Origin of the sequence: Streptomyces atroolivaceus (genome assembly GCF_000717025.1) — a bacterium.
GTDB classification, from domain to species: domain Bacteria; phylum Actinomycetota; class Actinomycetes; order Streptomycetales; family Streptomycetaceae; genus Streptomyces; species Streptomyces atroolivaceus.
In genome coordinates this window covers 292,761-313,054 of sequence record NZ_JNXG01000002.1, presented here as the reverse complement: position 1 = coordinate 313,054, position 20,294 = coordinate 292,761, and the positions used below count along the sequence as shown (strand labels likewise).

The 20,294-nt window shown below is 72.6% G+C and carries 20 protein-coding genes; 10 read left to right on the top strand and 10 right to left on the bottom strand.

What is annotated here, in order from left to right; genetic code table 11:
- Positions 1–25 precede the first annotated feature (25 nt).
- The 3 genes from htpX (at position 26) to OO67_RS04660 (ending at position 2,812) form a co-directional block, all read left to right on the top strand.
- Positions 26–937 (top strand): zinc metalloprotease HtpX, encoded by a 912-nt coding sequence (gene htpX / locus OO67_RS04670; protein ID WP_033297498.1) that lies wholly within the window; start codon positions 26–28, stop codon positions 935–937.
- Between the two features lie 9 nt (positions 938–946).
- A complete protein-coding gene (pspAB, locus tag OO67_RS04665) occupies positions 947–1,531 on the top strand; it encodes a PspA-associated protein PspAB (RefSeq protein WP_033297497.1) in 585 nt (194 codons plus the stop codon).
- A 93-nt stretch (positions 1,532–1,624) separates the two neighbouring features.
- Entirely contained in the window at positions 1,625–2,812 is a 1,188-nt protein-coding gene (locus tag OO67_RS04660; protein ID WP_033297496.1) for a flavin-containing monooxygenase, read from the top strand.
- Between the two features lie 15 nt (positions 2,813–2,827).
- Here the strand turns inward: OO67_RS04660 and OO67_RS04655 are convergent, their stop codons facing one another.
- From OO67_RS04655 to OO67_RS04645, 3 genes are all read right to left on the bottom strand, one after another.
- Positions 2,828–3,730 (bottom strand): hypothetical protein, encoded by a 903-nt coding sequence (locus OO67_RS04655; RefSeq protein WP_157841652.1) that lies wholly within the window; start codon positions 3,728–3,730, stop codon positions 2,828–2,830.
- A 76-nt stretch (positions 3,731–3,806) separates the two neighbouring features.
- Complete coding sequence (locus tag OO67_RS04650; RefSeq protein ID WP_078597755.1) at positions 3,807–5,117, bottom strand: MFS transporter; 1,311 nt, start codon at positions 5,115–5,117, stop codon at positions 3,807–3,809.
- A 67-nt stretch (positions 5,118–5,184) separates the two neighbouring features.
- Complete coding sequence (locus OO67_RS04645) at positions 5,185–5,610, bottom strand: ribosomal maturation YjgA family protein (protein ID WP_033297495.1); 426 nt, start codon at positions 5,608–5,610, stop codon at positions 5,185–5,187.
- Between the two features lie 62 nt (positions 5,611–5,672).
- Between OO67_RS04645 and OO67_RS04640 the strand changes: the two genes are divergently transcribed.
- Positions 5,673–6,650, top strand: a complete 978-nt coding sequence (locus OO67_RS04640; protein ID WP_033297494.1) for a GlxA family transcriptional regulator — start codon at positions 5,673–5,675, stop codon at positions 6,648–6,650.
- An 8-nt stretch (positions 6,651–6,658) separates the two neighbouring features.
- Here OO67_RS04640 and OO67_RS04635 read toward each other — a convergent pair whose 3' ends face one another.
- From OO67_RS04635 to OO67_RS04625, 3 genes are all read right to left on the bottom strand, one after another.
- On the bottom strand, positions 6,659–7,120 hold the full coding sequence (locus OO67_RS04635; RefSeq protein ID WP_033297493.1) for an ATP-binding protein: 462 nt from the start codon (positions 7,118–7,120) through the stop codon (positions 6,659–6,661).
- Between the two features lie 602 nt (positions 7,121–7,722).
- A complete protein-coding gene (locus OO67_RS04630) occupies positions 7,723–8,259 on the bottom strand; it encodes an EF-hand domain-containing protein (RefSeq protein WP_033297492.1) in 537 nt (178 codons plus the stop codon).
- A gap of 82 nt (positions 8,260–8,341) precedes the next feature.
- Complete coding sequence (locus tag OO67_RS04625) at positions 8,342–8,716, bottom strand: STAS domain-containing protein (RefSeq protein ID WP_033297491.1); 375 nt, start codon at positions 8,714–8,716, stop codon at positions 8,342–8,344.
- 290 nt (positions 8,717–9,006) lie between these two features.
- On the opposite strand from OO67_RS04625, the gene OO67_RS04620 reads away from it, so the two are divergent.
- Both OO67_RS04620 and OO67_RS04615 read left to right on the top strand, forming a co-directional pair.
- Positions 9,007–9,588 (top strand): RNA polymerase sigma factor, encoded by a 582-nt coding sequence (locus OO67_RS04620; RefSeq protein WP_051709123.1) that lies wholly within the window; start codon positions 9,007–9,009, stop codon positions 9,586–9,588.
- Positions 9,585–10,865, top strand: a complete 1,281-nt coding sequence (locus OO67_RS04615) for a zf-HC2 domain-containing protein (protein WP_033297489.1) — start codon at positions 9,585–9,587, stop codon at positions 10,863–10,865. Before OO67_RS04620 ends, OO67_RS04615 begins: the two co-directional genes overlap by 4 nt.
- Before the next feature lie 9 nt (positions 10,866–10,874).
- Here the strand turns inward: OO67_RS04615 and purU are convergent, their stop codons facing one another.
- Entirely contained in the window at positions 10,875–11,774 is a 900-nt protein-coding gene (gene purU / locus OO67_RS04610) for a formyltetrahydrofolate deformylase (RefSeq protein ID WP_033297488.1), read from the bottom strand.
- 28 nt (positions 11,775–11,802) lie between these two features.
- A complete protein-coding gene (locus OO67_RS04605) occupies positions 11,803–12,249 on the bottom strand; it encodes an SCO4402 family protein (protein ID WP_033297487.1) in 447 nt (148 codons plus the stop codon).
- A gap of 174 nt (positions 12,250–12,423) precedes the next feature.
- On the opposite strand from OO67_RS04605, the gene OO67_RS04600 reads away from it, so the two are divergent.
- The gene (locus OO67_RS04600; RefSeq protein WP_033298677.1) at positions 12,424–13,692 is read left to right on the top strand and encodes an ABC transporter substrate-binding protein; all 1,269 of its coding nucleotides are present in this window, start codon (positions 12,424–12,426) and stop codon (positions 13,690–13,692) included.
- 51 nt (positions 13,693–13,743) lie between these two features.
- Here OO67_RS04600 and OO67_RS04595 read toward each other — a convergent pair whose 3' ends face one another.
- The gene (locus OO67_RS04595; RefSeq protein ID WP_033297486.1) at positions 13,744–15,279 is read right to left on the bottom strand and encodes a hypothetical protein; all 1,536 of its coding nucleotides are present in this window, start codon (positions 15,277–15,279) and stop codon (positions 13,744–13,746) included.
- A 160-nt stretch (positions 15,280–15,439) separates the two neighbouring features.
- Complete coding sequence (locus OO67_RS04590; protein WP_033297485.1) at positions 15,440–16,822, bottom strand: NsdA family TPR-like regulatory protein; 1,383 nt, start codon at positions 16,820–16,822, stop codon at positions 15,440–15,442.
- 254 nt (positions 16,823–17,076) lie between these two features.
- Here OO67_RS04590 and OO67_RS04585 point away from each other — a divergent pair, with 254 nt between their 5' ends.
- Genes OO67_RS04585 through OO67_RS04575 form a run of 3 tightly spaced genes read left to right on the top strand, consistent with a single transcriptional unit; the run spans position 17,077 to position 20,257 of the window.
- Positions 17,077–17,754: a bifunctional DNA primase/polymerase gene (locus OO67_RS04585; protein ID WP_033297484.1), complete on the top strand. Its 678-nt coding sequence runs from the start codon at positions 17,077–17,079 to the stop codon at positions 17,752–17,754.
- A 38-nt stretch (positions 17,755–17,792) separates the two neighbouring features.
- Positions 17,793–18,617 (top strand): ABC transporter ATP-binding protein, encoded by an 825-nt coding sequence (locus OO67_RS04580; RefSeq protein ID WP_033297483.1) that lies wholly within the window; start codon positions 17,793–17,795, stop codon positions 18,615–18,617.
- Positions 18,614–20,257, top strand: coding sequence for a hypothetical protein (locus tag OO67_RS04575; RefSeq protein ID WP_033297482.1), 1,644 nt, complete (start codon positions 18,614–18,616; stop codon positions 20,255–20,257). Before OO67_RS04580 ends, OO67_RS04575 begins: the two co-directional genes overlap by 4 nt.
- The last annotated feature ends 37 nt before the right edge of the window (positions 20,258–20,294 follow it).

Sequence of the window (20,294 nt, the reverse complement as noted above, 5' to 3'; positions counted from 1 at the left end):
GACAGGTGAGCTGCTGGAGGCACCCATGGCACGGACCCGTTCCCGTTACGCCCCGGACCGCGGCCTGACCACCCGCATGGTGAGCACGATGTTCTTCATCGGCCTGCTGTACGTGGTCCTCGTGGGCGTGCTGCTGGCCGTCCTGCGCGGCGCCTGGCCCGTCGTCCTGGTCGTCGCGGGCGGCCTGTTCGTCGCCCAGTTCTGGTTCAGCGACCGCATAGCGGCGTACGGCATGGGCGCCCGGGAGGTCACCCCGCAGGAGGCACCGGAGCTGCACGGCGCGATCGACCGGATCTGCGCCCTCGCCGACATGCCCAAGCCCCGGGTGGCCGTCGCACGGAGCGACGTGCCGAACGCCTTCGCGACCGGCCGCAGCGAGCGGACCGCCCTGGTCTGCGCCACGACCGGGCTGCTGCGCAGACTGGAGCCCGAGGAGCTCGAAGGCGTCCTGGCCCACGAGATGTCACACGTCGCGCACCGCGATGTGGCCGTGATGACGATCGCGTCCTTCCTCGGGGTCCTCGCCGGCATCGTGACCCGGGTCGCCCTGTGGGGCGGCCTGGCCCGCAACAGCCGGGGCAACGACCCCGCGGGCGTCCTCCTCATGCTCATCCCACTCGTCAGCGCGGTCGTCTACGCCCTGAGCTTCCTGCTGACCCGGCTGCTCTCCCGCTACCGCGAGCTCTCCGCCGACCGCACGGCCGCCCTCCTCACCGGCCGCCCCTCGGCGCTCGCCTCCGCCCTGACCAAGGTCAGCGGCCAGATGGCGAGGATCCCGACGGAGGACCTGCGGAAGGCGGAGCCGTACAACGCCTTCTACTTCGTGCCCGCCTTCGCCGCCAAGGAGAGCCTGGGGCGGCTGCTCTCCTCGCACCCGCCCCTCGAACAGCGTCTGGACCAGCTGGCCCGCATCTCCGCCGGCCTGTCCCACCCGTAAGGAGCTCCTGTGGGTCTGCTCGACAGCATCCTGGGACGCAGCAAACCGGTCCGCCCCGACCTCGACCAGCTCTTCGCCGTGCCGTCCGCCGCGCTCACGCTCCGGGCGGGCACCGGTTTCACGCCGACGGGGCTCGGTTCGGTGTGCTTCGCGGGGGTGGAGGGCGGCACGTTCGCCCGTATCCGGCAGGACGTACGGGAGTTGCTCGACGCGGACACCCGACGCGGCGGGATCCCGGTCGAGTTCGGCCAGGACACCTACGGGTACACATGGCTGCTCGCCCGCCAGGAGCCCGACGACACGGCTGCCCTGGTCAACGACCTGCACGCGGTCAACACCCTCCTCCAGGAAGGTGGCTTCGGCCCGCATCTGCTCTGCTCGATGATCGGGTTCCGGAATCCGGAAGGGCGTCCGCTGGCGCTCGTCTACCTCTACAAGCGGGGCACGTTCTATCCGTTCGCCCCCTCTCCGGGCGGCGGGGAGAGACGGGACAACCAGCTGGAGCTCCAGGTGCGGGCCGTGCTCGGTGACGACCTCCGGGTGGAGGGCGACCTCGCGCGCTGGTTCCCGGTGTGGGGTGCGCCGGGGCTCTGAGGAGGGCCGGCCCTCCGGCCCCGTGATCATTTCGCAACCGATTTCCACCCGTACCGGAACCCATCATGTCCATGTCCCATTACGCTCCGAACCATGCCCGAACGCACCCCCGCACCCGGTGATGTCCCCACCGCCCCCGTCGACCGCACCGACGGCCGGCCGGTCTACGTGATCGGCGGCGGTCCGGGCGGCCTCGCTGTCGCGGCGGCCCTGCGGGAGCAGGGCGTGCGGGCGGTGGTCCTGGAGAAGTCCGGCCGCGTCGGGGCGTCCTGGCGCCGCCACTACGACCGGCTGCACCTCCACACGACCCGGCGCTGGTCGGCGCTGCCGGGGCTGGCGATGCCCCGCAGGTTCGGGCGCTGGGTGTCGCGCGACGACATGGTGCGCTACCTGGAGAAGTACGCCGAGCACCACGAGCTGGAGGTGGTGACGGGCGTCGAGGTGTCCCGGATCGACCGGACCGGCGACGGCACGGGCTGGCAGCTGAGCGCGACGGGCGGCCGGGTGCTGACCGGCCGGGCGGTCGTGGTGGCCACCGGCTTCAACCACACCCCGAAGATCCCCCTGTGGCCGGGCCGCGAGGGCTTCACCGGCGAACTGCTGCACGCCGCGGAGTACCGCAGCCCGGCCCCCTACGCCGGCAAGGACGTCCTCGTCGTCGGTATCGGCAACACCGGGGCGGAGATCGCCGTGGACCTGGTCGAGGGCGGTGCCTCCCGGGTGCGGATCGCGGTCCGCACGGCCCCGCACATCGTGCGCCGCTCCACCGCCGGCTGGCCCGCCCAGGCGACCGCCGTCCTGGTCCGCCGGCTGCCGGTCCGGCTCGTCGACCGGGCAGGCCGCCTGATGTGCCGCGTCTCCGTCCCCGACCTCGCGGCGCAAGGCCTCCCCCGCCCGGACACGGGCCTTTACTCCCGGGTGAAGGAAGGCGCGATTCCCGTCCAGGACGTCGGGCTGATCAACGCGGTGAAGAAAGGCCGGGTGGTCCCCGTGGCGGCGGTCGAGTCGTTCGACGGTGACGCCGTGGTGCTGGCGGACGGAACGCGGATCACCCCGGACGCGGTCGTCGCGGCGACCGGCTACGAACGCGCCCTGGAGGGCCTGGTCGGCCATCTCGGCGTACTGGACCGCAGGGGCCGCCCCGTGGTGCACGGCGCCCGCACCCCGGACGCGGCACCGAACCTCCACTTCACCGGCTTCACCAACCCGATCAGCGGCATGCTCCGCGAGATCGCCCGGGACGCGCGGAAGATAGCCGGGCGGCTGGCCAGGACGGGGTGACGGGCGCGTCCGGGGTCAGGGTGCGTCCTGACGCACCAGGATCCGGACGTCGCCCGCGTCCGGGTCACCGACCAGTTCGTAGAGCTCGGGCCGTTCGGCGGTGCCTCCGACCGTCCAGGTGTCCAGGACACAGGCCCCCACGGGCTCGAACTCGACCGTCCCTCCGGCGGTGCCGTCCCCGGGGACATACCTCCACGAGCTCCGGCCGTCGCAGCGGCCCTCGTCGTCCATGAACTCGTACGGCACCGCCGTGAGAACCGCACCGCCCCCGTCGTCCAGCCGGATCTCGGCCCCTCCGTCGCCCTTCCATACACCGACCAGCTGCGCCCTGGTGAGCTGCGGCGGCGAGTAGTCCCCGATGAGCCCGGTGGCGAGGGCGACCACACAGGACACCACGGACACCACGGTGAGCAGCGCCCCCGCGGTGAGCGAGAGGAACCACAGGGCTCCCGTGCCGACCGGCGCGTCCCGCCCGCGCTCGCTCCGCCGGAACAGGCCGACGCCGAGCAGCGGCAGGACGCCGCTCCCCGCGATCCAGGCCCAGGCGGGGACGTACGGGGCGCCGGCCTGGGCCACCGCGAGCGCGTACACCGCCGCCAGCACCATGAGGAGCGCCACCTGCCACTGCCACACCGGGCCCCGCGTGCGCCGAGCCACCACGCCGGCCGCGAGGGCCACGGGCGCCGTCACGACGAACGTGTGGAGCGCTCCGAGGAGGAGCAGCAGCGGCGGGCCGAAGACCACCACGCACAGCAGGCCCAGCAGCGCGCCCGGCGGCCTCCCGTACTCGTCCGTGCGGCCGAACTGCACCACGACGAAGCCGGCCAGCAGGGCCCCCAGTTGTCCGGCGCAGGCCAGCATGGCCACGGTGCCGTCCCGCCCCATGGGCACCGATCCGCCCGCACCGCGTCCACGCATCGTGCGCCGCACCCCCGTCCGACCCGCCCGCCCCTGGACGGGCAGTCACCATAGCGGTGGCCGCCGGCCCCGGGTGTCACAGGGTGGCAGCCTGTTTTCCGCGGATCACCAGGGCCATCAGGGCGGCCGTCGCGCACAGCGCTCCGGAGGCGTACCAGACCAGGTCGTACGAGCCGGTCACGTCCCGGACGACCCCGCCCAGGAACGCCACCAGGGCCGCCCCGACCTGGTGCGACGCCAGGACCCAGCCGAAGACGATCGCACTGTCCTCGCCGTACTGCTGCCGGCACAGGGCCAGGGTCGGCGGGACCGTGGCGACCCAGTCGAGTCCGTAGAAGACGATGAAGAAGACCATCGACGGACGCACCGTCGGAGCCATCAGCATCGGCAGGAAGAGCAGCGAGACGCCGCGCAGCGCGTAGTAGACGGCCAGCAGTCTGCGGGCGTCGAACCGGTCCGTGAGCCAGCCGCTGAAGATCGTGCCGATGATGTCGAAGACACCGATGACGGCCAGCAGCGAGGCCGCCGCGGTGATCTGCATGCCGTGCTCATGGGCCGAGGGGATGAAGTGGGTGCGCATCAGGCCGTTCGTGGACGCGCCGCAGATCGCGAACGAGCCCGCGAGCAGCCAGAACGGGCCCGTGCGGGCCGCGTCGAACAGCACGCGCACGGTCCGGCGCGCGGCGCCCCTCGCGGGTGCCGGCTTCTCCACGTACGTGCCGCCGTACGGGGCGAGGCCCACGTCGGCCGGGTGGTCCCGCATCAGGAGCCAGACGAACGGGACGACGACGAGCGCCGCCAGCGCCACCGTGAGCGTGGCCGGTCGCCAGCCGTGCTCGTCGACGATCCAGGCACACAGCGGCAGGAAGACCAGCTGGCCCGAGGCCCCGGCCGCGGTGAGGATCCCGGTGACCAGTCCGCGGCGGGCGGCGAACCAGCGGTGGGTGACGGTCGCCGAGAACGCCATCGCCATCGAGCCGGTACCCAGGCCGACGAGCAGGCCCCAGTAGAGCATCAGCTGCCAGGCCGCCGTCATCCAGTAACTCGCCAGTGCCCCGGCCGCGACCGCGCCGAGCGCGACGACCACGACCCGGCGGATGCCGAACCGGTCCATGAGGGCGGCCGCGAACGGCGCGGTCAGCCCGTACAGCGCCATGTCGATGGAGACGGCGAGACCGATCTCGCCGTACGTCCAGCCGAATTCGTCGTGGAGGGGCTCGACGAAGAGGCCCGGCAGGGAGTTGAAGGCCGCGCCGCCGACGATCGTCACGAAGGTGACGGCTGCGACGATCCAGGCACGGTGTATCCGGGGACGGGAGCGAGGGCGGGGGCGGGGGGCGTACTCGGTCGTCGTTCTGTCGGTTGGCCGGTTCACGCCGCTCAGCATCCGGCCGGTGGCCATCCCCGCACGAGTGGCTGGACAGACACCCTTCGCAGGAATCGGGCCACCCGGGTCAGTGCCGGTCGGGGGAACGCCCGCCCGTCAGCAGGCTGTGAACGGCCCAGGCCAGGGCCGCTCCCACCGCGTACCAGAACAGGTCCGGGGCGTTGAACGTGGAGCCGAGCACCAGCCGCGCCACCGCGCTCTGCCGTGCCAGTCCCGCCGGCACGCCCGTGAGCTGGGCCAGTTCCACCGCCCAGCTCACGGCCAGCGCGACACCCGCGGCCGGCAACGGCCGCACCCGGGGCACGAGGAGGACCACGAGTGCGTGGATCAGCACGGTGTAGAGGGCGTCACCCGCGTACTTCGCCCCGTCCCCGCCCGCCGTCGAGCGGACACCCAGACCCGCCGCAACGGTCACGAGTGCCGCGGCCACAGCGGTGACGCGGATGACGACGGCCCCGGGAACGGAGGCGCGGGCGGTCTGCTTGCTCTTCATGGCCGGTACGTTTATCAGGCAGTACCGGGCCCCACCCAATCCGTCGCAGAGCAGGAGCCGAGATGCGCCACCGTGTCGTCGTGCTCGCCCTTGACGGGGTGATCCCCTTCGAACTGGGCATCCCGCAGCGCATCTTCGGCCGCGCGCAGACCGGCACCGGCGAGAAGCTGTACACGGTGGTGACCTGCTCGGTCCGCCCGCCGGGTCCGGTCCGCACCGACGCCGACTTCAGCATCATGGCCGAGCACGGTCCGGAAGCACTCGCCACCGCCGACACGGTCGTCGTCCCGGCCTCCTACGAACTCGGCCCCGTCCACGAGGAGGGCCGGCTCACCGGCGAACTGGCCGCCGCCCTCGGACTCGTCAGGCCGGGGACCCGTATGGTCTCCATCTGCACGGGCGGTTACGTCCTCGCCGCGGCCGGACTCCTCGACGGGCGCCCCGCGACCACCCACTGGTCCTCGGCCGATCACTTCCAGCGGCTGTTCCCGAAGATCCGCGTCGATCCGGACGTCCTGTTCATCGACGACGGGGACGTGCTGACCTCGGCCGGCGTGGCCGCCGGGATCGACCTGTGCCTGCACATCGTGCGGCGCGACCACGGCACCGCCGTCGCCAACGACGTCGCCCGCCGCACGGTCGTCCCCCCGCACCGCGACGGCGGCCAGGCACAGTTCATCAGACGCCCGCTGCCGGAAGCGGGACTCGCCACGACGACGACGGCGCGTGCGTGGGCGCTGAGCCGGCTGGAACAGCCGATCCTGCTGCGCGACATGGCGCGTCAGGAGTCCATGAGCGTGCGCACCTTCACCCGCCGCTTCCGCGAGGAGGTGGGCATCAGCCCGGGGCAGTGGCTCGCCCAGCAGAGGGTGGAGCGGGCAAGGCAGCTGCTGGAGTCCACCGATCTGTCGGTCGACCAGGTGGCACGGGACGCCGGCTTCGGCACGGCCACCTCCCTGCGGCAGCACGTACAGGCCGCGCTCGGGGTGTCGCCCACCGTCTACCGGCGGACTTTCCGCTCGGCGTCCACGAGGCGCTGAGGGTCCCGTCAGAGTCGGGCCGGGTCACCGGGCTGCTCCTGGACGACCGGAACCATCACCGGCACGCTGCGGTCGATCTCGCACCAGATGCGCTTGCCCGCGCCCTCCGGCTGCCAGCCCCAGCGGTCCGCCAGGCCGTCCACCAGCTCCAGGCCGCGGCCGCCGGTGTCCTCACCCGCCGCGTGACGCGGCTGGGGCGGACGGCAGCTGTTGTCGGCGACCTCGACCCGCACCGTCCCCGCCGAACCGCTGGGGTTCGCGGGGCCGAACAGCATCCGCAGCACGGCCGGACAGCCCGTGTGGACCACCGCGTTGGTGACGAGCTCCGAGATCAGCAGGATGAGCGTTTCCGCGAGCGGCTCGTCGTCCTCCATCCCGGACCCGATCAGCCGCGACCGCGCCCATCTGCGGGCGCGTCCCACTTCCGCGGGATCCGGCCCGACCTCCAGCTGAACCTGAAGCACCTGCACCGCTCACACCATCCGAACCGGCGGACACATCGCCTAGCGCCTCCTCAGGGTCACGGAACGTGACTCCCATACGAGACAGCATGGTTGACGTACAGTCACCGCAACAAGCGCTTCGGGCATATTCCAGCGCGAAGGAGTACGCGTGGTCCATACTGTGCGACGCGTGCTGCGGAGAGTCGAACAGAGGCGCGCCGCCACCCGCGGGACCGAGTCCCCGGCAGTCCCGTCGCAGCTCCGTGGGTCGCGAGCAGGGCACCTGGCGCCGCACGGAGCGGCCACGGGGGCCGCATCCGGAGCCTTCGGTTCCAGTACCACTCGCATCCAACGGAGCGTACCCGAGCGCGGGCCGTCGACTCCGCCCGGTCACCGACCGCGCCCGGGGCGAACCAGGATTCCGGATGCGGTGCGTCACCCGCGACGCACCGTCCGCACGCCCCCGGTCAGCAACGACAGCACCGGCCTCCGCACCGGGGCCCGGCCCGCAGGCATACGGGCCGGGCGAAGACGGGGCACGAACTGCTCACATCCTTCGGCGTGTTGACGCGCGAGCCGCCCGCCGGGGCGGATCACGGAGACACGCGTCCGGGGGCGGAACCGCGGTTCTACGCGTCCGGTTCGATCACCGTGAAGTAGGCGGAGAAGGCGGCGACCGCTTCCGCTTCGGCGATCCGGCCGTCCTTGTCGGTGTCCAGGCTCCTGGCGGCGACGCTCGCGATGTCGTCCGCGGCACCCAGGACCCGCAGGGCCCGCTCCACCGCCGCGACCGGGGCGGAGGCGGGCTCGGCGCCCTCGGGGTCCGCGCCGGCGGCGACGGCGATCGCCGCACGCAGGAAGGGGCGTGCGATCTCCGCGAAGCGGTCGGGGTTGTCCCGCAGGCGTTTGACGGCCCCGCCGATGAACTCCTCACGGGTGACGCGCTGGTCCCCGTCCACGTCGGCGATGCCCGCCATGCCCTGCCAGAAGGCCTCGGCCCCCGTGTAGAGCGACTGGCCGCGGTCGCAGCGGGCCGTCGTACCGAACTCGGTGAGCAGACGGGCCGCGGCGGCGTTGAAATCGGCGCGATCGATGTAGCCGTTGCCGTCCTGGTCGAAGGCGGCGAAGCGGTGGGCGATCTTGCGCTCGTACTCTGCGCTGTCCATGCGGGGAGCGTACGACGCCGAGCGGCGTCACGTGTCACCAACTCCCCTCAGTGGTGTGACAACCTCGCGCCGGACCGGCGTGTCACGCGGTGAGCGGTTGGGATTCGTCGTCGGTGGCCGCGTCCGCGTCGGGGTAGACGTCGAAGAGCCGGCGTACGCCCAGGGCGCCGAGCACCTTGTTGACGTGCGAGCCGTCGACGGCGCCGCGGGCCGGGAGGATCAGCCGCAGCCGGCCGCCGCAGGACTTCATGAGACGGCGGGAGGCGATCAGGACGCCGACGCCGCTGGAGTCGCAGAAGAGGACGCCGGAGAGGTCGAGGACCACGTCGTGCTGCCCCGCGGCCACCGCCCCGTGGACGGACTGACGCACGGTGGGTGAGCTCACGAGATCGAGTTCGCCGTGGATCCGCAGCACGGTCCACGCGTCCTGCTCGGTCTCGTACACCTTCAGCGTCACGCGACTCGGCCTCTCGTTCCGGGGACTCCGGAGGATCCGGAAGTTTCCGTTCCTCCTCGCGGCTGCCCGCGACGCCCGCCCGCGAAACCCTCTTCCACCCCTCGGCCCGGCGCAGGATGCATCCTGAAGTGATCACTTCAGGATCGTTTACGCGATCAGGAAGAGGCAAGGGGTTAAGCATTCTCTATCATGCGGCGCCACTCACGTGACCGTCTTGCCGGAAAGGTGCGTGCTTGGACTATGCCGCCGACTACATTCGACGTGACGAGAGGCACAGGGCTGGGGGCTTGATGGCAAGGGACGCACCACCGCGCTGGGACCGCCGGATGCAGCAGCGGCTGGCGCGTGGCGAGGCGGCGGCCCTCGGTGAGCTCTACGACCGGTTCGCCGCCCTCGTGCACAGTCAGGCCCACCGCATGCTCGACGACGAGGACGCGGCGGACCAGGTGACACGCGAGGTCTTCGGCTACGTCTGGGAGAACCCCGACGCGTACGACCCCAAGCACGGCTCCATGCGCTCGTGGGTGGCGCGGCTCACCCACCGCCGGTCCGTGCAGCGGCTCCGGAGCGAGCACGGTGTCGACCACGGGACCGACACGGACGCCCGGGCCGCCGACCTGGAGCACCGGGTGCTCAAGGCGACCGCCGCGGCCCGCGCCGACTACATCGTCGCCTCCATGCCCGCTCCGCTGCGCGCCGCCCTGGAGCTGGCGTACGTCCAGCGGCGGGACTACCGGCAGGCCGCCGCCGACCTCGGCGTGACCGGGGACGAGGCCAGGCGCCGGCTGCGTCTCGGCCTCCAGCTGCTCTCCACCGCGAACACGCGGCCGTCGGCGGACTCGGCGCCGCCCGGATACGGACCGACGCCGTGAACGGGGACCACGGCGGGGACGGCCGCGACGGGGAACAGCCGGCCGAGCGGCGTATACCAGGGCCCCGGGCGGCGGCGGACGACCAGGAGAGCCTGCCTCCGGTCCGGCACAGGGGCTCGGAGCCGCCGGAGCCGCCCGAACCACCGGATCCGCCCGGACCATCCGCCCCGCCACTCCCCCACAGGGTGCTCAAGTCCCTCCTGGGGGCCTGGGCCCTCGCCGCCTGCTCCGCCGAGGAGACCGCCGCCGTGGAGGAGCACCTCACCTCCTGCGCCCGGTGCGCCGACGAGGCGCTGCGGCTGCGCGACGCGGTGGGGCTGCTGCACACCGACGGCACCCTGGACCTGGACCCGATGCTCCGGTCCCGCGTCCTGGAGGGCTGTCTGGGCCGCCGCCCGGCGCGCATCCCCGTCCCCTCGTGGGCCGCGCCGTACGACGCGGAGACCGCACGGCTCGACGCCCTGCTGCGGGACATCCGCGACTCGGAGTGGCACGCGCCGGTACGGCTGAAGTGGTTCGAGGGCGACCAGCAGGTGAACCGCCGCACGACGGTCGCCGGGGTGATCGGGCATCTGATGGCCGTCGACGGTCTGGTGTCCACGGCCCTCGGCCTGGACGACCCGCTGGGAAAGGGCGACGGCTCCCCGCCTCCGACACCGACCGGGCGCACCGAGGCGTACTGGTCGGCCGCTCTCCGGCCGCCCACCCGGACGGTACGGGAGCCGTGGCGTGACCAGAGCCACTCCCTCGTCCGCACGGTGTCGTTCGCGGGCCGCGGCGTCGCGGAGATGTCCGTCCCGTACGGGGACTTCGCCCTGCCGCTGCAGGACTCGCTGCTGGAGCGGGCTTTCGAGTGCTGGGTGCACGGCGGTGACATCGCGGACGCGGTGGACTACCCGTACGAGCCGCCCGCCGCAGCCCATCTCCAACGGATGATCGACCTGGCGGCCCGGCTGCTCCCCGCCACTCTCTCCGAACGCCGCCGCGTGGGCCTGGCCGCACCGGCCCGTCATCTGGTCACCGCGGGGTCTCCCGGCCGCTCCCTCCACCTGGAGGTCGAGGGCCGCGGGGGCGGCGACTGGTACATCGCGCTGGACTCCCCGGCCGCCCTCGGCTCCGCCGACCACACGGTCGCGCAGGTCGCGCTCGACGGGGTGGAGTTCTGCCGGCTGGTCGCCGGCCACGTGCCGCCGGTCGAGGCGGCGGCCGGCCAGGAGGGCGACCGCGAGGCGATCCGCGACGTGCTGTTCGCCGCGGCCTCCCTCAGCCGGCTCTGAGCACGGCCCTCACGGGAAGACGACCGTACGGCGGCCGTTGAGCAGGATGCGCCGTTCCGCGTGCCACTTGACCGCCCGCGCGAGCGCCTGGCACTCCACGTCGCGGCCGACGGCGACGAGCTGGTCCGGCGTGACGCCGTGCCCGACGCGCTCGACCTCCTGCTCGATGATCGGCCCCTCGTCGAGGTCGGCGGTCACGTAGTGCGCCGTCGCACCGATCAGCTTCACACCGCGCGCATGGGCCTGGTGGTAGGGCTTCGCGCCCTTGAAGCTCGGGAGGAAGGAGTGGTGGATGTTGATGATCCGGCCGCTCAGCTGCTTGCAGAGGTCGTCCGAGAGCACCTGCATGTACCGGGCCAGGACGACGAGTTCGACGTTCTCGCCCCGGACCAGCTCCAGCAGCTGAGCCTCGGCCTCCGGCTTGTTCTCCCTGTTCACGGGGATGTGCCGGAAGGGGATGCCGTACGAGGCGACGAGCTCGGCGAAGTCCGTGTGGTTGGAGACGACCGCCACGATCTCGACCGGCAGGGCGCCGGTGCGGGAGCGGAACAGCAGGTCGTTGAGGCAGTGCCCGAACTTGCTGACCATCAGCACGATCCGCATCCGGTCGCTCACCCGGTGGATCTGCCAGTCCATCCGGAAGGAGTCACCGATCGCGGCGAAGCTGGCGCGCAGCTTGTCCACGGTGACCGTGGCGTCCGCCGAGAAGTGGACGCGCATGAAGAAGAGACCGGTGTCGTGGTCGCCGAACTGCTGGCTGTCCTCGATGTTGCAGCCGGTCATGAAGAGATAGCTCGACACGGCGTGCACGATCCCCTGCTTGTCGGGGCAGGAGAGCGTGAGGACGTACTGCTCGGCGTTGCTGTCCGAGGCAGCGGGTACGGATTCGGCGGGGTGCGGCGCGGTCATTCCCGTAGGGTGCCACACCGCCAGCCGGTCACGCCGATCTGGTCATGATGCGGAGCACGTCCAGGGAGCGCGGCGGGGTGTCCGGGTCCTCGGCGTCGTTGGTGGCGAGCATCACATGGGCCTCGCGGGCGGCCACGACCGCCTCCTGCCAGCCCGGGTGCTCCAGGTACGCGGAGACGGGGGCGTCGGCGCCTATCTGGTGCATGATGCGCAGCACCCGCAGGGCGGCGACGTCCACGAGGGCGGCCTCGGCGGAGTCACGGAAGATCGTTCCGACGTACTTCTCGGCGGACCAGTTGTCCAGCCAGGTGTCCTCGACCAGGCGGTACACGGCATCGGTGACGTCGCCGTACCCTTCCCGGCCGGCCAGCCAGCACTCGTGGTGGAAGACGGGGTCGGAGAGCATGTGCAGCGCCGAGCGCACGTTGCTGCGCCAGCGCCACCAGGGCATGTCGTTGAGCGGCATGCCGCCCATGGTGGAGGAGCGACGGCCGCGACGGGAAGTGTTCTCCGAACCTTGCTGCACGGTTGCCGATCGTACGTTCCCTCGCCGAGGCCGTGCGCGGCCCCCCGCAATTCACCTCCACGTCACCGTGCGTTGACCACGGCACACTGCGGCGTTACCCGTGAACCGCAAAAGTTCATGACCATGACCGGACGGCGACGCCTCTCCTCCCCCCGCCCCTACAAGCTCCTCACATCGGTGGCGGCCGGGGCACTGCTGGTATCGGGCTGCGGCGTCCTCCCTGGAGCCTCGGGGGGCTCCAGGGAGCCCGTCACCGTGATGACGTGGGCTCCCGACACCACCGGAGCCGACGCGGTGAACATGGCGGGCATGCCGGCCATGGCGAGGACGTACGCCCGCTGGATCAACGAGAAGGGCGGGATCGACGGCCACGAGCTCCGGGTGCTCACCTGCAACGAGCAGGACAGCGCGGCCGGGGCCTCGAAGTGCGCCCGCCGGGCGGCCGACGAGAACGTGGCCGCGGTCGTCGGCTCGTACAGCAGGTACGGGCGGGCGTTCCTTGCTCCGCTGGAGGCCGCCGGGATCCCGTACATCGGCGGGTACGGCGCCTCCGCCGACGAGTTCACCAGCTATCTCTCCTACCCGGTCAACGGCGGCCAGCCGGCGCTGGTCGCGGGCAACGGCGAGCAGCTGGCCGCCGGTTGTGAACGGGTCTCACTCGTGCGCCCCGACAGCCTGGTCGGCGACTCCATGCCCGGGCTCCTCGACACGAGCCTCAGCCGGAGCGACCGCCCCGCCTCCTACGACATCAGCGCGGCCGAGGAGGCCACCTCGTACGACGCCGAGGCGGCCGAGGCGCTCGACAAGGCGGGCGACGGCTGTGTGACCGCGGTGCTCGGCAAGGGTACGGAGACGTTCTTCGACTCCTTCCGCAGACTCGCGCCCAAGGGCGGCGAGGTACGGATCTCGTCCGTGCTCGGCAGCGTCGGCCAGAGCCTCGTCAACCGCACGGGCGGGCCGAACAGCCCCTTCGAGGGTGCCCTCGTCACCGGCTGGTACCCGGAATCCGACGACCCCCGCTGGAACGAGATGCGCGAGGTGATCCGGAAGTACGCCTTCGGGGACAACCGGATCGACCCGTCGGACACGGGCGTGCAGACGACCTGGATCGCCTACACGGCGCTCAAGGCGGTCGTCGAGGCGATGGACCGGCCGGACATCGCGGCGGGCGGGATCTCCGTCAGCCTCAACCGCGGCACCGAGGTGGACACCGGCGGCCTCACCCCGGTCCTGCGCTGGCGCTTCCAGGACATGGTCGGCACCGCCGCCTACGGTCGCATCGTCAATGGGCGGGTGACGTTCCAGGTGGTCCGCGGCGGGCGTATCACGGCTGAGAAGAAGGGCTTCGTGGACGTCACGGAGACCTTGGTGAACGCCCGCCCGAGCGGCTGACACACGCTCCGGCCTCCGGCCCGGGGCGGACCCGGGCCGGAGGCCGCCGCGTCAGAGCTGCGTGGGGGTGTGCTCGGTCAGCCCGTACTTCCGCGCGATGCTGTTCCAGAGTCCCGAGGCCTTGCGCTTCTGGATGGTGGCCTCGTTGCTCGACGCACCGGCCTGCGCGGTCGCTCCGGTCGAACGGGCCTTCCCGCCCTTGCAGACCTTCTTGTCGTTCTTGGCCTGGCCGGCCCACGTGGCGTAGTGGTCGTCGGCCTCCGCCGACGCCTGCCAGGCCTTGGTCAGGGAGTCCTTCAGCTCGGCGTGGCCGGGGAGCTGGTCGACGCTCAGCGCCTCGAGCCGGGTGACCAGCCCGCGGCGCTGCGCGGCGGCGCCCGTCAGGTCGGTGGCCGCCTGGTCGAGCGCCCGGCAGCCCTTGATCTTCTCCACCGCGCTGATCACCGCCGAGCGGCTGTCGTTGCTGTCCGCGAGCAGTTTGTCGAGCGCCTCGGCCTGCGGCTTCGCGGGGTCGGCCGCCGGTCCGGAGGTGTCACCCGAGGGTGAACTCTGCGCGGCCACCGGCTGCTTGTCGTCCGACGGGCTGTCGTCACCCCCGCTCATCAGGGCGCCGGCGCCGAGCCCGACGACGGCGCAGCCGACGACCACGGCCGCGATCAGCGGAATGTGCGCCGACCGTCTGCGGGGTGCGTCGCGGCCCTGGTCCGGCTCCTGCGCGCCGTCACCCTCCTGGAGGCCCTGGGGGCCCGACCGGTAGGGCTGGGCGCCCTGTGGCGGCGGCTGGGCGCCCTGCGCGCCCTGATGGGGCTGCCGGGGCTGCTGGTGCCCTGCCAAGCGGGGCATCTGCTGTGTGGCGCCCGCGGGCTCCTCGCTGCGGAAGAGGCTGTCGAACTCCGCGGGCGGCTGCCGGTCGCCCGGGGCGCCCGGCCGGATGCCGTACGGGGCCCCGCCGGGCACCGGGGGTATGTACTGGGTCGCGTCGGCGTCGGACGGCTGCCCGGGGGCGGCGGACCGGCCGAGGTACTGGGTGGATTCCGCATGGCGCTCGGGCGGCAGCCCTCCGGGGAGGGGGCCGCCGGGGACGGGCGCGATGTACTGCGTGGCGTCCGCGTCCCCGCCCTGCCCCGCGGGGGCGGCCTCGGGGGGCAGGGGCTGGGCGTACGGCTGCTGGTACGGGTCCCGCTGAGGTGCGTACCGCTGCTGCGGGGGCGGGTACTGGCCCTGCTGCTGCGAGGGCTGCTGGAACTGCCCCTGCGCCTGCGGGGGCTGCGGGTACTGACCCTGCTGCTGCGAGGTCGGGTACTGACCCTGCTGCTGCGAGCCCGGGTACTGACCCTGCTGGTACACACCCTGCTGGTGCTGCTCCGGCGGCAGTTGCCCCGGTGGCGGGCCGTCCTGGTGCGAGCCCTGAGACCCCCAGGACTGGCCCCACGGCTGCCCGCCCGCGGGGACGGCCTGGTCCGGCTGTCCGCCCGCCGGCCCCCCCGCGTTCCAGGGGGCACCACCCTCCGCGGGCAGCACGACACCTTCGTGCGCGGGCCGTACAGCAGGAAGCTGCCGCTCGTCACCCTGTCCGCTCTGCGTCACCGGGACTCCTACGTGTAAACCTACGGAATCGTCGGCTCACGCTACCGGGTGCCCGGAGCCCGGCGCCAAGCGCCCGAGAGCGCTCACCACCCCTTCACACGGCGGGTAACACCAGAGGCACGCACGACGCTGTTCTTGGTCAACTCGACGGAGGAGCCGGTCAGGCGGCCTGGAGCTCCATCCTGGCACCGAACTCCCGGACCGCCGGTTCGTCCGCGTACGGCTCGAACCGCTGCTGCAGGTCGTCGAGATATTCGGCACCCCGGCTGGAACGGACCGTCCCCAGCAGTTCCATCGCCCGCAGACCCGTGTGGCACGCCTGCTCGACCTCACGCTGCTGCACCTGCGCCGTGGCCAGCAGCACCAGACCGATGCCCCGGCGCCGGGTCCTGGACTCCGGGAGGGCGGCCAGGGCTTCCTTCGCGCGGCGGGCGGCCGGCTCGCCCTGTCCCAGGTCCCGGTGGCAGTGCGCCAGCTCGTCGGCGAGGTAGCCCGCGTCGAAGTGCGCGATCCAGGCGGGGTCGTCGCCCTTCTCCGGGTCGGCCTGCTCCAGCGCTGCCAGCGCCCGGCCCGCCGCGGCCTGGCAGGTGCGGGCATCACCCATCAGGGCGTGGCCCCGGGCCTCCGCCGCGTGGAACATGGCCTCGGCCCGCGGAGTCACCCGCCCCCGCGCGCCCTCCTGCGCGGCCCGCGCCAGCTGCGCGATCTCGCGCGGGTTGCCCAGCTGCGCCGCGAGGTGGCTCATCGAGGCGGCCAGCACATAGCCCCCGTAGGCCCGGTCCCCCGCGGCCTGGGCCAGGCGCAGCGCCTGGATGTAGTACCGCTGGGCCAGTCCCGGCTGGCCGGTGTCGACGGCCATGTATCCGGCGAGCTCGGTGAGTCTGGCGACCGCGCCGAAGAGCTCACGGCCGACCGATTCGCGGTACGACCCCGAAAGGAGCCCGGACACGACGCTGTTGAGGTAGTGCACCAGTACGGGCCGCACATGTCCGCTGCCGAACCGGTGGTCCAGGTCGACGAGCGCGGCCGTCATCGCACGCACCGCGGCGACGTCCGGCATGCCGACCCTGCTCCCGGCCGTCCGCGCCACCTGCGGGTCGGCGCCCGAGATCAGCCAGTCACGGCTGGGCTCGACCAGGGCGGAGGCGGCGACCGTCGATCCGGAGAGCAGGTCACGGCGCCCCACGTCGCTGCGCCACAGCTCGCAGACCTGCTCGATGGCGCCGAGCACGGTGGGCGCGAACTGGAGACCGACGCCGGAGGCCAGGCTCTTGCCGTTGGCCATGCCGATCTCGTCGATCGTGACCGTGCGGCCGAGCTTGCGCCCGATCGCCTCGGCGATGATCCCCGGTGCCCTGCCCCGCGGTTGCTGTCCGCGCAGCCAGCGGGCCACGGAGGTCTTGTCGTAGCGGAGATCGAGCCCCCGCTCCGCCCCGACCATGTTGACCCGGCGTGCGAGGCCGGCGTTGGAGCACGCCGCCTCCTGGATGAGCGTCTGGAGCCGTTCGTTCGGCTGGCGGGCGACGAGAGGCCTGGCTGCCATATTTCCCCCTGGGACCGCAGTAGGTCGGTGAAGGCATCACTGCCCGGCACGGCAGAAGAAATGCGCATATTCATCTGTATCGGGTACGGACGACGGTGAGTTGGCGCGGTCCTGCAAGTGGTTACCCCGCATCGGTGCGCGTCCTCGCGCGCGCCCCCGCCCATGCCTCCGTGCGCCCCGCATGCAGGATCGATCCACCGCGGCGGGCGCCCGTGCGCCCGTAACCCGAGGTGGCGCCGGTAGTTGAGTGGGGCGTGGAAGAGCCCATCGGAGTGACGGAACCCGCACCAGTCCCCCGACAGCGAGGTGAGCAGCTGCTCGAGGCCGCCGCCTGGTACGCCCAGGAGCGGCACTGGGACGTGTTCCCGGGTACCTGGCTGGAGGCCGTCGGAGGGGCGGAGCGCTGCTCGTGCGGTGACGCCGGCTGCGCCGCCCCGGGAGCCCATCCGACCCGGCCGGACTGGGCGGGCCAGGCGACGGGCAGCGCCGCGGCGGCCCGCCGGATGTGGTCGAAGCAGCCCGGGTCGTCTGTCCTCATGCCCGCCGGCCGGACCTTCGACGCCCTGGACGTACCGGAGTCCGCCGGTTTCCTGGCCCTGGCCCGGATGGAGCGGATGGGGCTCACGCTCGGCCCGGTGACCCGTACCCCGGACCGCCGGATGCTGTTCTTCGCCCTGCCGGGCGCCGCGGCCAAGGCGCCCGAGCTCGTACGGCGACTGGGCTGGGACGCGCGGTCGGTCGGTCTCGTGGGACGTGGCGAGGGTGACTACGTGGCCGGGCCGCCCACCCGGCTGGCCGGGCGCGGCGCCGTGCAGTGGGCCCGCCGTCCCTCCCGGGCCAACCTGTGGCTGCCCGAGGCGGACGAGCTGATCAGCCCGCTCGCCTACGCCTGCGCGCGTGAGGCCGCCGACGCCCGCGCACGTCTTTCGTAGGGTGTTCCCCACACGTGGGGATATCGAAAGGCAGTGCCATGCCGGACCAGGCGGACAGTGCGGGCGGGACGGAGACAGCGGGTGTGGCTCCGACGCCACCTCCCGCCGTGCGGGTGGAGGGGCTGTGGAAGCGGTTCGGCGAGCAGGTCGCGGTCGCCGGGATCGATCTGGAGCTCCCCGCCGGCAAGTTCATCGGCCTGGTGGGCCCCAACGGCGCGGGGAAGACCACCACGCTCTCGATGGTGACCGGGCTCCTCAGGCCTGACATGGGCCGGATTGAGGTCGCCGGCCACGACGTGTGGCGGGACCCGGTCGAGGTGAAGTCCCGCATCGGGGTGCTCCCGGAGGGGCTGCGGCTCTTCGAGCGGCTCTCGGGGCGCGAACTCCTGGCGTACAACGGCCGGTTGCGCGGGCTGCCCGGCGCCGAGGTGGACAAGCGGGCCACCCAGCTGCTCGACGTCCTCGACCTCGCGGGGGCACAGCACAAGCTGGTCGTGGACTACTCGACCGGGATGCGCAAGAAGATCGGGCTGGCGTCCGCGCTGCTGCACAACCCCGAAGTCCTCTTCCTCGACGAGCCGTTCGAGGGCGTCGACCCGGTGTCGGCACAGACCATCCGCGGGGTGCTGGAGCGTTACACCCGCTCCGGCGCGACCGTGGTCTTCTCCAGCCATGTGATGGAGCTCGTCGAGTCGCTCTGCGACTGGGTGGCCGTCATGGCCGCGGGACGGATCCGGGCGCGGGGCACGCTGACGGAGGTACGCGGCGAGGCGGCCTCCCTGCAGGACGCCTTCCTCGAGCTGGTCGGCGCGGGTGTCCGGGACACCGGGGACTCCCTGGACTGGCTGGGCGGTGCCCGATGACGGTGCTGGACGCCCCGGCGGGTTCCGCGGTCCCGGCCGTGCCCCGTCAGGGCCTCGTCCCCGTCTTCGTACGGCTCAAGCTGACGCTGCTCCGCAACGGCCTGCGCCAGTCGTCCGGGCGGCGGGCCGCCTATGTCGCCTCCCTGGTCCTCACCCTGCTGTTCGCGGCCGGCCAGGTGATCGGCCTGGTCGCGCTCCGCGGTCACGGGCAGGCGGGCACCGTGGCCGTGCTGCTGACCGCGGTGGTGGCGCTCGGCTGGGCGGTCATGCCGCTGTACTTCCCGAGCGGCGACGAGACCCTGGACCCGAGCCGGCTGGTGATGCTGCCGCTGCGGCCCCGCCCGCTCATGGGGGCGCTGCTGGCGGCGTCGCTGATCGGCATCGGGCCGCTCTTCACGCTCGCACTGGCCCTGGGATCGGTGATCGCGGTGGCGCACGGTGCGGCCGCGGTGGCGGTCGGTGTGATCGCGGTGCCGCTGACCCTGCTGGTCTGCGTGGCGCTGGCACGGTCCGTGGTCACCGCCAACATCCGGCTGCTGACCTCGCGCAAGGGCCGCGACCTCGCGGTGCTCAGCGGGCTGGTGATCGCGGTGGGCGTCCAGTTCGTCAGCTTCGGCGCCCAGCACCTCGGCCGGGCCGGCGGGCTGTCGTCGCTCGAACCGGTCGCGGACGTGGTGCGCTGGCTGCCGCCCGCCTCCGCTCTCGGGGCGGTGGGGTCCGCCTCCGAGGGTTCCTACGGGACCGCGCTCGGGCAGCTCGTGATCTCGGCGCTCGCGCTGGGCGCACTGATGTGGCTGTGGCAGCGGAGCCTGGTGAAGCTGATGACGTCTCCGGACGGCTCCACGATCGCCGCCGCCGACCGGTCGGCCGACCGGTCGGGAGGGGACCGCTCCGGGCTCTTCTCACTGCTCCCGGAGGGGAGGACGGGCACGGTGATGGAGCGGAGTCTGCGGTATGTCGTGCGGGATCCGAAGACCAAGGCGTCCTGGGTGACCGCGCTGGCGATCGGCCTGATCGTGCCGGTGCTCAACGCAGCGCAGGGGTCCGGGTCCATCTACTTCGCGTGCTTCGCGGCCGGAATGCTCGGCATGCAGATGTACAACCAGTTCGGACAGGACACCTCCGCCTTCTGGATGGTGGCGCTGTCGGTCTCGTCGGCCCGGGACGCCTATGTCGAACTGCGTGCGCGGGCGCTGGCGTTGCTGCTGATCACCCTGCCCTACACGGTCCTGGTGACGGTGGTGACCGCGGCGGTGCTCGGGGACTGGGCGGCCCTGCCGGGCGTCATGGGGCTGTCCTTCGCCCTGCTCGGCGCGATGCTGGCGACGGGCGCCCTGGCCTCTGCGATGTTCCCGTACTCGATTCCGCAGGACGGGGCGTTCAAGAACGTCGTGCCAGGGCAGGCCGGGCTCGCCTGGATCTCCCTCCTCGGCGGCATGGTGGCGGCCGCGGTGCTGAGCGGCCCCGTGATCGGGCTGACCGTCTGGCTGCACATGGCGGGCCACCAGGACCAGCTGTGGCTGCTGTTGCCGGCGGGAGCGGCGTACGGGACGTTCCTCGCGTGGCTGGGCGTACGGCTGGCGGCGCCGCTCACCGCGGACCGGCTCCCGGAGATCCTGGCCGCGGTCAGCAAGGGCTGAGGCCGGATCAGGAGGGGGCCGCCTGTGGGGCCTGCGC